Raw genomic sequence first — 13583 nt, 5'->3', positions numbered from 1 at the left:
TGCAGAAACTGTCTACTCTAGTGTACCACGATCTTCCTGGATCCCAATCTCGCCAAACCCAGGGTACCCACTGGCGGAGACAGCGGCATACAGCGCGGCGCCGAAGGCCGCTTCCTCTTCGTGCGGCGAAACGGTCACCGTGCTGGCAAAGCGCCGTTCGATGAGACGAACGAGGTGTCGGTTCTTACGAATGCCGTTTCCGGCGCCGGTGATAGTCCGAATTTGTTCTTTCAACGCCTGCGGAAGCTTTTGATAGTATTCGTGGAGTTCGTCGACGATACCTGTAAGCACGCCGACCATCAGGTCGATCGCGGTAAAATTGTCAGGCGTCAGGTTGCCAATCGTCCCCCGCTTTTGCGCGTCGTTCCGGGACCCATAGAACATCGGCTCAACCTGCAGCGTGGTCGTCAATGGGTGGGAAGCGAGTGCCTCGTCCATTCGAGCGTAGAGTGAACTTGGCACAGGTGAACCGGCCAATTGAAGAACATCTCGAAAAAACGCCTCGACAAGCGCGTACGATTTTCCCCCGCTCATCGCGGCGCCCACGAGCAAATACCGACCGTCGAAAAACGGCCTCGTCTCCCAGCCTGCCACTTGCCGATAGTCTGCGGACAAGAGCGACAACTGTGCGCCCGTGCCAACGTTGATCAACAAGATCTCTTCCCGTCCGAGCGCAGCGCCGAAAAAACTCGCCTGATTGTCGCCGATCGCGTGGAATACGGGGATCGATCCTTCGTACCGACCGACCACCGTCCCCTTCGCGCAGACGGGCGGCAGCATCGTCGGGCTGATACCAGCCCGCACGCCGGCGTCCTCATCAAAGCGCGAGCCTTGAACGTCGAACAGGCCAAGACTCGCCGCCATGGTTGGGTGCAGCACAGGGCGAGGCGCACCCGTGAGCCGCATCGCCACATAATCGGCGATGGTGCAGAAGGTTGCCGCAGCCGGGGGGACTTGACCGTTGATGACGTGGTAGTAATGCGTCGCAAGACCAAACCCGGAGGAAATGGCATACCCTGTCAGATTCTGAAGCGAATCAACATAGGTTTCACCGGAAGCCATCGGCCAATTGGCTCGCCCATCCTGCCACGTGTAAAGCGGGCTGACGGCCTGTCCGCCGGAATCGACGTAGACAATTCCGTGCATCTGCCCTGACAGCCCAATCGCTCCCGCGCCAGGATACCTCAGAAGCAACTTGCGCAGCAGATCTGCCATCCTATCCGCAATCCGATTCGGATCCTGCATGCTCGCGCCGACGTCGCGCGGCAACACCGAGGCGTCGTTCGGATGCGTCACGCACGCGACGATCTTTGCAGATTCTGTGTCCCAAACGAGCCCGCAAAGCGAGGTCGTCCCAATGTCCAAGCCGATGGTTAGCACTGCCAGTCACTCCTCGTCACATGATCAGCATGATCATTCGACCCCATCACGCCGACGTAAACCCCTTCATCATGCGATCCAGACTCAACGAAGCAGTCCCCACCAACGCCGCGCGCGGTCCGAGCGACGCTTCGCGCACGTCCAACTGTTCACGCAGATTCGGCAGAACGGCTGCATCGATGGCCTTCCGGATCGATTGCAGGAGGAGCGTTCCGCGATAGGCCAAACCACCAAACAACACGCTGTGCAAGTTGAGAATATTGACCTGGCTGCCGACCGCCAAGCCAATCGCCCTGCCCGCACGTTCCACCAGAGACCTGGCAACCGGGTCCCCCGCCTCGGCCAAATCGATGATTTCGTCGATGGTTACATCCACTTCAGCCGGCGACTTCACCATGGTTCGATAGTCTCGGACCAATGCTTGCGCCGACGCGATCGACTCGACACATCCACGGTTTCCGCACACGCAAACGGGGCCGTCCATCGCGACGACGACGTGCCCAATTTCGCCAGCCATGCCCGCCGACCCTGCGTACATCTGTCCGTTCAGGATCAACCCTGCGCCGATGCCGGTGCCGATGGTGACGTACATCAGATTGGCAACGTGCTGATCCTTGCCGTACCCGTACCTGTACTCCCCGTACGCGGCGGTGTTGGTATCGTTTTCAACCCAGACCGGGCAATCAAACTCCTGCTGCAGACGCTCCTGCAGTTGAAACTCGTACCACGACAGATTGTCGGCCTCGAGGACGGTACCTGTTCCCGGCTCGACGAGCCCCGGCGTGGCGATCCCGATGTTGAACACAACCAGTTTCCGCTCTCCACACCAGTCGCGGGCTACGTGAAGCGCGTTTCGCAGATAGTCGTACAGCGCATCCCCTCTGCGCCCCGCCATCGGGAGATCCCAGGACTGCACAAGGTGAAACGACAGATCCAACACCGCTACGTTCAGTTGCGATCCGCTGAGATCCGCACAAATAAAATGACCGCCGGATGGATTGATTTCCAGCAGCACCCTGCGGCGTCCCGCAGTCGATGAAGCGCGCCCACATTCGCGAATCAGGTTCCGTTCTTGCAATTCCTTCGTGATCACCGATATGGTGCTTGGCGCCAGCCCAAGCCGCTCGCCGATGTCCGCGCGGGAAATGGGGGCGTGATCGCGAATGGTCCGCAGAATGGAGCCGCTGTTGATATCGCGCAGGACCAGTTGATTCACACTTTCCATATCGTCACGTCCGTTCATTCTGCTTCCATTGAAGCAGACGCACTAGGAAAATTCAATCTCCGAAGCATCTTTCACATCAGCCAACCACTCTTTCATCAGAGAGGCGCCCATTTCCTGTCCATCCACTTGATCCCTTCACATTAGGAGAGACCTCGAGCGACGCGCCATGGTTTTGGCTCCAAGGTTCCCAGACGCCGGATCCGCTCCAGCCAAACCTCCGTGTTTTGCGGATGTGTCTCCCCTGTGATATCCAACAACTCGCGATACGCGTGACGTGCCAGCAGACTACGCGAATCTTCGACGTACGACGCAAGAATTTGCAAACCTTGCTTGCTTCCGCACCGCGCAAGCGCCCGACCGATGACCACTTCCAAGTACGCGAGTCGCTCTTCAAAGTAGTCTGGTTGCGACGTCCCGTGAAAGACGCGATCATGAAGCAGGTCGATCGAGTGAAGGCGAAGCAGGGCAGGAATACAGGCTGGGTCGCCAAGCTGTTCGGCGATGTCGCAAAGACTGTCGACATAGTGAAAAATGCCACTCTTGTTGTCCCTGAAATCTTCCATCGTCACGCGCAATTTCTCGACGCCCCGCCGCAAAACACTGAGCGAACGCGTGTCCCTCGTCATCGCGAGCGAATGGAACAAGTACGCCAAGTCAGGCATAGCGCCTTGATCAGGCGAAGCCTGCGTGTGGCGAATCTTCGAATCGCGAAACGGCAGGGTATCGCCGCGAAGATAGGTTTCGATCTCGTCGAGCAAGATCGGTACAGCGGCTCGGTCCCCATACCATGCCAAGGCTTTCGCGACCGTGAGCCTTCGCGGAGACTGCGGATTGTCGAGTTCGCGGCGAAGGAGTGGAATCATCGCTTCTCCTGCCGTGCAAACCACGACAAACGGGATGGGCGTTCGGCGAACTTCGTTGAATCCCATATCCGAGTAATCGTACAACTTCACACGGTCGTCCAACTGCTCAATCCATTCCAGCATCTCTGCCTGGCTCAGCTGCTTCGGCTCAACCGACCGATCCAAAATCGACGGCGGGAGCATCCCCTGTTCCACCAGCTTGGCTTGCAATGAACGGATCGACACGTTGCGAGGAGCCACTTCCTGTTGCACACAGAGACTTGCGGCTATTCCGCACGCGCTTCCGAGGTTCTCCAAATCCGCCTGCATACGAATGGCAGGCAGCCCATCGTGCGTGGCTGACATCGCTTTGCCAGTGACAATGACGCCGTCTATCCGAACCGGAATCAGTGCGCGGTAGGGAATTTCAATCTCCAGGTTTGGCGGGATCAGTCCGACGCGCAGCCAATCTGAGGTACTATGCCCTTTGATGTCGTGGTTGCTGAAGGCGATAGAGACCACGTCGTCCCACTGCTTCAACTGCAATTGCTGCGTCAGGGTCAGACAAACCTCGCCTTTGATGTGTCGAGTTTCCCGAGGCGCGACGTACGGACTGTGATCATAGCCCACCCACCGACGCCTGGCGGAGACAATGGCGCGGGTAATATCCTGCACATTGTCCAAATCGACCGTGCTCGTCCAGTTGTTCCTCGACTGCCCTGGCTGCGTAAACGGAATCATGGAAAACCACATGGTCGCGCTTTCCCGCTCCGAGCCATACACGTATTCCCCGCCGGCGCGCGCGACGACATCGGCGTCGCCGGTCGCGTCAATCACCACTTTGCAATGAACTTCGACGAGTCCATCAGGCGTCGCAATCAACGCCCCGGTCACGATATGTCCGTCCTTCACGAAGACATCGACGAGCATGCCGTGCAACAGCACTTCCACACCGGCGTCGTTCGCGAGTTGCAACCAGGCGAACATCTTGGCTTCGATATTCCACTTGCCTTGGTGTTCCGGAATGCCCATCCAGCGGTGCTCTTCCGCAACACGCGCTGTGACGCGCGCGTTGAATCCCTCGCGCCGTCCATACCAATAACTGTCGACCCCACCGACTGTTCCGGCTCCACCTAGCGCGGAGTTCATCTCCAACAGCAGGGTCGAACAGCCTGACTCTGCCGCAGATATGGCAGATGGGACTCCACTCGTCCCACCACCAACCACCAGGACGTCAATCTCCCGAACCTCCCGCGCAGGCTCCATGGCCGCTTCCACGCGAGGAGCCGAGATGCTCGTCTCGGAGCCAATCCCCTCCGCACACGCGCGCCCCACCGACGTTCCCACGTCGAGCAAGCGCGCGACATCATTGACCATCGCTTGCGACTCTGCGTCGTCCACGTCAGCCGTTCCATTCGCGACAAAAATGCCGTCTGCCACTTGAAAACGACGGATCGCAGGAACGACCAAAGATTCGTGTGCTTCAGCAGGCACCGAAGCGGCCGCGGACCGGATTCTTCGCAGAGAAGGCATCCAGCACTCGTCCGATGAACCGACCCACCGTGCGGATGAAAATGCCGGATGGGTTTGAAACAGCCACTTGACAATCCGTCGCGACGCAAATCTGGCGTCGACTTCGAGTCGGTTGCGCCCTGTCGGCGTCATGTCCACCTTCCAATCGAAGGCGTAGCTCAGCCACACGTGGCCCCCGCCTTGCGATCCCGCATGAATCTCGCAATCGACAGCCAGTTCGTTAGGCAGCGTGAACTGGTGAAGTTCCGTCGTGTCCACGCGAATCAGATCGAGCGTTCGCCAAATGCGGATCGACGATTGCTCCGCGTATCTCGGTTGAACGCCATCTGTGAGCGACGCGAAGATACCTTGCAGGGAGGCGTCGATCACGCTCTTCGCTCGAATGTATCCCCTGCCAAACTTGCCTGCGACTTCAATCTGCAGGTGGTTCGCATCCACACGCTTCCACGCAATGGGTTTTACCTGGTACAGAAATTTGATATGGCGATTCAGCAACGCATCCTCAAGCACAATTTTGACCACGTCCGGTCGAACCGCCACGCGTGCGTCGGCGTCCGACAGGATGAAAGACGCCTTCAACGCGTCCATCGCTTCGTGGGGAAACGTCGTTGCGAATGCCGCCGTTTCGGCAGACGACATCCGCATCCTGAGCGGCGCGGTCCGCTCTTCACCCAGATAAGTTCTTGGTTCAATCAGGGCAGTCGTGCGCCCCGCATCCGCCGCCCTGCAGGCAGCGGCTGCACCGCTGAATCCGCCGCCGACCACCAACACATCGACGTCTGCAATGCACTCGCCGCGTCCTGGTCCAGTCCGTTTCATGGAAGACCCTCCTCGTCGATTGGCCTGCCGTCTGCCGCAATCGATCTCGTCAGCCGGAAAGACTGCCAGCCGTCACGATCCGGTGGTAGGCCCCCCTGCCAAGCGTGCCCGGTCCCATCTTCCAAGGCGCGTCAAAATAGAGTCGTGCGGCTGCCAATTCCTCGATGGCCGAAATGCGCCCATCGAGGTAGTCAAGGAGCCTGCGACGCGCGGTCTCCAGTCGCGAAAGCAGACCGCCGTAACGAATGTCGAGCACTTCCCAGCCAAACGGTTTATTGTCTTCGAACCACAGTGCGCGATGGGCTTCGCGCAGCAAATCGACGTCTCGACGCAGCGATTCCAATGTCTCGGCCAGTGTGCGCAATTGGTCGCGATCTCCCTCGTCATACGCGGCTTTGATTTGCAGGCCGATCTCGCTCTTCACCCGCAACACGTTGGCCAACTGCTGGTAAAAGCGAAACATCGTCCGCCGCGATCCCGTTCTCTCCACGACGGCCGTGAGATCGCGGTACAGCTGCGCATAGTGATCGTTCATCGGCAAATCTTTGACATTGTCGTCGTAGAGACCAATGAGCACGTCTTGCCAAAGCAGAAACTTGGACGGATTCGATTCTTGCATGTTGTTGTTCTCGATACCGGGCGTTTCGTCGAATCGATTCAGCAGATAAAAATCCGCCATTGGCGATTCCGTACAGAACTCGATCCGCTCCGCGAGAAATCGATCTTCCACTTGGTCGGCGTATCCATGTTCGGCGAACAACTGCAGACCTGCAAGTCCGCTGAAGAGGCTCGTTTCGGCGCCGTTGTCTCCCCACATGGTGGCGAACACTTCCCGTACCCCTTCGTCCTTGCAGGCTTGGAGCGCCGCATTGGTCGTCTCTATCGTCTTGCCGTAGTTCGGGGCAATACCGTTCCAGGTCCAGACCCCTCCGGCGAAGATCGGTGTGTGGCCAAATACCTTGTGCTTGGCGATAAATGTCCGATAAAACGCCGGATCGCCGTGATAATAGTCCCAATACACCAGTTGGACGTTGCTCGGAAACGCCTGGATCACATGCTCCGGGATGGCCGCATTCAGGTCGTAATAATTGCCGGTCTTGGAACCGAGCCGGAAATACATATCGCTCCAGATCATCGGCTTCAAACCAAATTCTTCGGCAATGTCGACGACGCGCTGCAGATGATCGTTCATCATGTCGAAGCGAGCCCTGTACCCGTTCAATTCAAGATACCGACCGAGCCCTAGCTGATGCGCTTCATCCATGCCAATGTGAATCCGCTTACTGCGAAACGGCACGGATGCGGACTGCATCATGTCTCGAATAAACGCGTACGTCTGGTCGCTGCCAGCAAGCAAGATATCCGGCGTATCGCGAATCTCCGCGGCGTAGTTCCATTTCAACGCCTCCGTCAGATGCGCCAAAGTTTGAATACAGGGCACGATCTCGATGCCGAGTTGGTCCGCATAATCGTCGCACGCGGTCAATTCCGCCTGTGTATATCGGCCCCTCATGTAGCCGAAATACGGATACTTCTCCATTTCGAATGTGTCTTCCGTGTACAAGAGCAGCAAATTCATGCCCATCAAAGCCATTTTCCGAAGCATGTGCTGAACGGACGCCACGGTGGGCACACCGTTTCGCGAGGCGTCGAACATGGCGCCAATGGTGTCAAACCTGTGCCGTTCGACATGGTGGAATGTTTGCTGCTTGCGGTAATGCATCACCCAGAGACCGAGCGCGCGAAAAAAATGGACGCGTTGATCAAACACAATGCGCCCTTTCCCATCGCGACAACTCGCTTCCAGAACCCCGGCCGCGTGGACGGCTTCAACCTCAATTCCGTCATCCGCAAGCGAAACGCCCAGTTCCTGGCACAGCGCGGAGAGCCCGGCCTGTAAACCATCTACATCCCCAATGAGCCGAATTCGCAAGACAATCGCTCCTTCCCTAGTCGTTCGCGTCCACCGCGTAGGCCGCGACGGACAAGCTCGCGAAATCGCCGACGTGCTCGCCGAGACCGGCTGGCACAATCTCACACACCGATCGCGATAGTCCAAGACACTCCTCCCGCAGCACCGGCAGCATGACGGGATCGAGCAATGCTTGTTGCCGCGCGTAGATACTGCCAATGACGATGCGCTCGGGGTTCAATATGTCGATGAGCAACGCCAGGCCGCGCCCCAAGTAATGGCCAACGTCGTCGAAAATGTCGAGCGCAAGCGCGTCGCCGGCGATCGCGGCCTTGGCGACTCTCTCGGCGGTGATGGCGTCAATCTCCGCTTCGTTTGAACAAAAGGAGGTGATGCCGCCTTGCGCGAACCGCTCCCGGGCACGTCGCTTCGCCTCACGCTCAATCCCTCCACCACTGCAGAACCCTTCAAACGATCCCGCTTTCCCGTATCCTTCCGGACCATCTTCGGCCAGTCGCACATGCCCCACTTCACCAGCCATGTCGTTCGCGCCTGAATATAAACGCCCGTTGAGAATCAGGCCAGCGCCCATGCCAGTGCCGAAGGTCAGAAATACCATATGGTTGGTCCCCCGTCCGGCGCCCCATCGCCATTCAGCCAACGCGCAGGCGTTCGCGTCGTTCTGCAGGCCGATAGGCACTTGAAAGCGTTCGACAAACGGCGTGAACACATCGACGTCGTCCCACCCAGGCAAATTGGGCGGGGACAAAATGCGGCCACGCCGACTGTCGAGTGGACCGCCGCAGCTGATGCCGATGGCCGCAAGCTCATCCTCTGGATATTTGCGCAACAAGGCATCCAACGATTCCGCCAGTGCGGAAATGGTTTCCTCGCTTGTCCGACACGTCGGGAACTTGACCTTTTCCACCAACTTCACGTCGTCATTCTCAACCCGACCCAGCACGACGGCGCACTTGGTCCCACCGATGTCAAATCCGCACAACAGCTTCATGACGCGAAAAACGCCTCCTCCAGCGCAATGCAGATCGCGTGATAGATGGGTAAGTGCCGTTCCTGCACGTCCGGCGTCCGCACATAGGGCACACGAATCGTGACGTCGCACAGGTCGAGCAGTCTGCCGCCCGACGCGCCGGTCAATCCGATTGTCTTGAGCCTTTTGATCTTCGCAACCTGAACCGCGGCCAGCACATTTCTGGAATTCCCCGAGGTGCTGATGCCAAGCAGCACATCATCCGCCCGGCCATATCCATACACCTGCTGAGCGTAGGCGACACGATCATCCGTATCGTTGGCGATGGCGCTGATGAGTGCGACGTGGCTGCCCAAGGAGATGGCGGGCAGCGCACCCTGCAACTGCTCCGCTAACTGCCTGCCTTCCTCGCCGTACACCTGCTCAAGCTGACGCGCCTCGTCAGCCGGAATCCGCCGCGGCTTCATGAAACCCTTCATCAATTCGCCGACGATGTGATCGCTGTCTGCCGCACTGCCGCCATTGCCACAGACCAACAATTTTCCACCTTTTCGAAAGCTGTCGTGCAACACGGAAACCGCCTTCTGGATGTCCCCCGCAATGGGTTGCAGATCTGGATATTTCACCAACAAATCGTCAATGGCCATCATGAACAGCGCCTCCTCTATTCGATCTCGCCGTCGACAAATTCGAGCAGGTTGGTTTCCTTCACCGGTACGGATTCGTCCTTTTCGATCCGAAATGTTTTGATTTCACATGGACCGAAGCTGGCGTCAAACTCTCGGTTCCAACGCGACAAGGCGATCGTGGCTGTCTTCGGACTGCCGCTCGTCTCGACGCAACGGATGATCATCGCGTCGCCATCTTCACTCCGCTTCACAACAGAAACCATGACACCCTCGTCGCTGACGGTGAGAAAGGAATCCGCTTGCGGCAATGGCCCCGCGTGATACGTTTCGATCACGGCGATGGCCTTTTGATTCAATTCCGCCGCGGTTTGCACGGTACGCGCATCCTGCCATTGACCTTGATGAGGCAACAGCGAATACGTAAAACGCTGAATGCCTTGATCAATGAACGAGTATTCGCCGTCTTCTTCCGGCTCGAGCGGATCGTGGTGCGCATAGATGGGGCTGCGCAGCACAGTGAGATGGATCTCCTTCTCCAACACGTCGAAACTGTACTTACCGTCGTTCAGCAGCGACAGGCCATAGGGCTCGCCTGTCGTCCGTGCGAGGCCCGTCACGTCCAACCAACTTTGCCCCGGTTCCTCTTCGCCGTTTACAGGGCGTTTGATATGCCCGTAGGGAATTTCGTACGTTGCGTCGCTATGCGAGATATTGGTTGGGAAGCGAAGTTTCAGCGCTTTGTGTTTTTCGTGCCAATCCACGGTGACAAACACGTCAATCTGACGCAACTCCCGATAGAGCGTAAAGTCCTGGACCAATGTGGAATGCCCGTATTCGCTGGTGACGCGGATGACCGATTTGACAGCTCCGTGTTCGAGCAAACGCACCCGTTTCGCCTGAAACCGTCCAATTTCGCGATCGAACCGAAGCACGCCGTGGCTCCACGTGTCACTCTTGTCATCCATGACAATCGGCACGGCACCTGGTCGATGGAACACTTCCACCTCCGCCTGCTTGTCAAACAGGCGCGAAATATATCCCGTCTCCGGATCGAATTCAATTTGGAAGAACGGGTTCTCAAACGACGTCTCCGTCGCATTCCATTCGTTGAACGACTCCGCTTCTTTCGTCAAAGCATGTTCCGTCCGCAGGCGATACACGCGGTAGCCGAGCGATGGGAGATCCGCGATAAAGCTGAGACGGTACCTTCCGTTCGATGTCGCTTTCGACTGCACCAATTGGAATGGCACCTGTCTCTCCTCGTCATCCACGAGCACCGCATGAGCCGGAACGCTGCCACATTCCAATTCGACGTTGACGCGGCTTCTCCAAGCATGCGGGTTGAAGACCACAATCGGTTTCATTCCAGCTTCTTCCGGGATGTCGATTCGCCAAGACAAGGCTTGGACGGCGTTGTTCAGTCCCCGGCTCGCGATGGACATGGCCTCTCCGTAAAAATCGCGCGCATCGTCATAAGCAGCTTCGAGCGAGGTCCCCGCCATGATGTCGTGAAACTGGTTGAACATCACGTCTTTCCATGCCTGATTGTAGGTTTGCGGATACGGCTGCAGATTCATCCAATCGGCCAACAGCGACCATTTTTCCGCGGCCAACAACAAATTTTCCGCCTTGCGGTTCCATTGCTTCACGCCGGAATGCGCCGCATAACAGCCGCTGGCGTGATGTTGAAGATCGTCGTGGACGACCGGCAGCGTTAGCGCTGTGTCTTTGCGCAATGCGGCAAAATATCGATCCGGCGTGCTGATGACGATATGCGTCCCCGCTAGCTCCTCCTGCAACCGATGGATGCTGTCCAGGTTCTCTTTGGTCGGACCACCACCGTGGTTGCCGACACCGTAGAAACACATCAATTGCTTGACCGACGACTGCAACTGTTCGGCACAGCGGCGCACGTGCGTGTCCAGTTCCTTTCCCCACGTGCAGTATTCAAACAGGATGCGGGCGGTCAACACGCGCGATCCGTCATCCGATTCCCACCAGAACACGTGACCAGGAAGTCCTTTTTCGTGCGGCCCCGGCCGCATGAAGACGTACTGATCCATGCCGCTCTTTTTCAAAATCTGTGGCAGCATGCCATGGTGGCCAAAGCTGTCGACGTTGTAACCCGTCTTCGCAATCACACCAAATTTATCGTGGAAATATCGTTGCCCGTACAACCCTTGGCGAACGAAAGATTCCCCACTCGGGATGTTGCAATCCGGCTGGATCCACCAACCGCCGACGACTTCCCAACGGCCTTCGGCGATGCGTGCTTTGATTTCGTCAAACATCGCAGGATCGTTTTCTTCTACCCACTCGTAAAATGCGGCTGAGCTGGACACGAACACAAAGTCGTCGTACTCTTTCATCCGATCCAGCGCGGATCGGAACGTCGCCTTGACCTCCTGAAATCCCTCCTGCCACTGCCAGAGCCAAACGGGATCGATATGCGCGTTTCCTATCATATGCAGCGTGCTTTTCGACATCGTTCCTGCCACCTTTCGGAAATGAGCGCGTCAGTTCGACGAACTGGATTGGTATCGCCGCCACGCGTCGCGAATCAACTGGTAGTCCTGTTCATCCAACGGTTCCTGGGTCGCGTCCACATGGCTGGCGAAGTACAGCGAAGGAACGCCGAGTTCGGGTTGAATCACCACATATTGGCGCCACGCTTCTTTGTTTGGCATCGGCCAGTTGTCCGTGTCGATCACGGCGCTTGGACACGCGATGGCGGCGACGCGGGCGCGGTGGATCATGGCCTTGTTGATGTCCGTCGCCACATTGACGTCGTTGAGGCGAATCATATCCAGAACATCGGCCAGATACGGATGCGGCGTGTGCGCCATGACCAATGCGTCTGGCTTCACTCGTTTTGCCTCGTCGTAAATCACCGACAGATACAACTTCATCAATTCGAGACCCCAGACGTCTCCGTACTTCCGAAAACCTGGGCCACTCGGAATCCGGGCGCTGAAATCGATTTTGAAGCCGTCCGCGTTATAACCGTCTTCGGATAGCATGCGGCGCACCGACTCACGCAAACGGGCCTGGTACGCTGGATTCGTCGGATCGATGGAGACCTTGTGACCCGCAGCGTTTAACACGCACTCTTCGTCTGCAACACCTTCTGGGTCCCACGCCTTGAGCCACAACAGCATCTTTTGACCGCGATCGTGCAGAAATTTTGCGAATCCGGGTAAATCCGGCCACTTCTCGACGTCGACATCGTTGAGTCCGTAATGGACTTGCCATTTATCGTCCAGCACCACAATCCCCGGACGGATTTGGCGCGCATCGAGCGTCTCCATCCATTCCTGGTACAATGCTTGCCTCGAATAACTCGGAGCGTGGCCGTAATCTGCCGAGTGGCCCTTCTCCCGCTCGGCGACATAGCACTGCGCACCCCAGCCGCAAAAAATGGGCCGCCGCCACCACGATGGTACAAGCTTGTCGATGGGATTGGGGGCCAAATGGTTCTTGTGAAGTGCAGTCACATGGCCTTCCAGCGCTTGATACTCGTTGTCCGCAAATTGAAAACGAATCGCAGGCAACTGGTAGCGCCCGTCGACTTGCGTGTAACCTTCGTAGGAGATCGCCAGGTAGAATCCGAATTGCTGCCCTTGATAGCGATACTCGGTGAAGCGATTCTCCCCAGGCGCGGCTTCGATCCCCAGGCTGAACCAGCCGATTTTGGATTCAAAGGAAAAGCAAAACGGAGGCGGCGTGAAAAACCAGTCTCCTCTGCCCGGAATCGGAACACCTGTCATATGGATCACGGACGTCGAATCCGGATCGAAGTAGAAAATCTCATCGCAATTCGGTTCCGGATTGAAGCCTTGCAGCGCTTTCATACCCGACCAGAAAAATCCCGAACCCCAGCGCAAGCTTTCCGATGAATATCCGCCGAAGTAGTTGACATCCAGCAAATGTCCCTTGCCAGTAACCTCCACCTCGTAAACCAGACTGTCTGGCTGACAGCGAAAGCGGATCGTCTTCTCGTCCCATACGGAGCTCTTCAGGACCATTTGGCAAACCACTTCATCCGCGTGCTCGACAATCTGCCACTCGCCCACTTCCGTGGTATCATCCGGCCCAGCCGTGGTGTGGACACTGGTGTAGGCAAACAGATCGGCCAACCGCTCCCCGTCAGCACTTTCTACATACAAAAATGGCCGATCATCCTCCGGGAAGATCAATTTGTAGGCGTCTGCCTGAATCTGTCTCGACTTTCCTTGTATGATGGAAACCATCT

General features: G+C 57.4%; 8 protein-coding genes. All 8 read right to left on the bottom strand.

Annotated features, from left to right (window positions below; all coding sequences use genetic code 11):
* Window positions 1-12 precede the first annotated feature (12 nt).
* The gene (locus AAC01S_RS03765) at window positions 13-1380 is read right to left on the bottom strand and encodes a sedoheptulokinase (protein WP_067619004.1); all 1368 of its coding nucleotides are present in this window, start codon (window positions 1378-1380) and stop codon (window positions 13-15) included.
* Window positions 1381-1426: 46 nt separating this feature from the next.
* Window positions 1427-2623 (bottom strand): ROK family transcriptional regulator, encoded by a 1197-nt coding sequence (locus AAC01S_RS03760; RefSeq protein WP_067619001.1) that lies wholly within the window; start codon window positions 2621-2623, stop codon window positions 1427-1429.
* Between the two features lie 122 nt (window positions 2624-2745).
* A complete protein-coding gene (locus AAC01S_RS03755; RefSeq protein WP_067618999.1) occupies window positions 2746-5799 on the bottom strand; it encodes an FAD-dependent oxidoreductase in 3054 nt (1017 codons plus the stop codon).
* Window positions 5800-5848: 49 nt separating this feature from the next.
* The gene (locus tag AAC01S_RS03750; protein WP_067618997.1) at window positions 5849-7732 is read right to left on the bottom strand and encodes a beta-N-acetylhexosaminidase; all 1884 of its coding nucleotides are present in this window, start codon (window positions 7730-7732) and stop codon (window positions 5849-5851) included.
* 16 nt (window positions 7733-7748) lie between these two features.
* A complete protein-coding gene (locus AAC01S_RS03745) occupies window positions 7749-8723 on the bottom strand; it encodes an ROK family protein (RefSeq protein WP_067618994.1) in 975 nt (324 codons plus the stop codon).
* Window positions 8720-9352, bottom strand: coding sequence for a D-sedoheptulose-7-phosphate isomerase (locus AAC01S_RS03740; RefSeq protein ID WP_067618992.1), 633 nt, complete (start codon window positions 9350-9352; stop codon window positions 8720-8722). Before AAC01S_RS03740 ends, AAC01S_RS03745 begins: the two co-directional genes overlap by 4 nt.
* A gap of 14 nt (window positions 9353-9366) precedes the next feature.
* Entirely contained in the window at window positions 9367-11817 is a 2451-nt protein-coding gene (locus AAC01S_RS03735; protein ID WP_067618989.1) for an alpha-mannosidase, read from the bottom strand.
* A 30-nt stretch (window positions 11818-11847) separates the two neighbouring features.
* Window positions 11848-13581, bottom strand: a complete 1734-nt coding sequence (locus tag AAC01S_RS03730; protein WP_067618987.1) for an alpha-amylase family protein — start codon at window positions 13579-13581, stop codon at window positions 11848-11850.
* Window positions 13582-13583 lie beyond the last annotated feature (2 nt).

The organism is Alicyclobacillus acidiphilus NBRC 100859 (assembly GCF_001544355.1).
GTDB lineage: Bacteria > Bacillota > Bacilli > Alicyclobacillales > Alicyclobacillaceae > Alicyclobacillus > Alicyclobacillus acidiphilus.
Note: the sequence above shows the minus strand (reverse complement) of the source record. Positions and strands in the feature narration are given on the sequence as shown.

Coding starts and splice junctions, on each gene's coding strand:
- AAC01S_RS03745 (WP_067618994.1), bottom strand. CDS start 8,723: ATGAAGCTGTTGTGCGGATTTGACATCGGTGGGACCAAGTGCGCCGTC.
- AAC01S_RS03740 (WP_067618992.1), bottom strand. CDS start 9,352: ATGATGGCCATTGACGATTTGTTGGTGAAATATCCAGATCTGCAACCC.
- AAC01S_RS03760 (WP_067619001.1), bottom strand. CDS start 2,623: ATGAACGGACGTGACGATATGGAAAGTGTGAATCAACTGGTCCTGCGC.
- AAC01S_RS03755 (WP_067618999.1), bottom strand. CDS start 5,799: ATGAAACGGACTGGACCAGGACGCGGCGAGTGCATTGCAGACGTCGAT.
- AAC01S_RS03730 (WP_067618987.1), bottom strand. CDS start 13,581: ATGGTTTCCATCATACAAGGAAAGTCGAGACAGATTCAGGCAGACGCC.
- AAC01S_RS03735 (WP_067618989.1), bottom strand. CDS start 11,817: ATGTCGAAAAGCACGCTGCATATGATAGGAAACGCGCATATCGATCCC.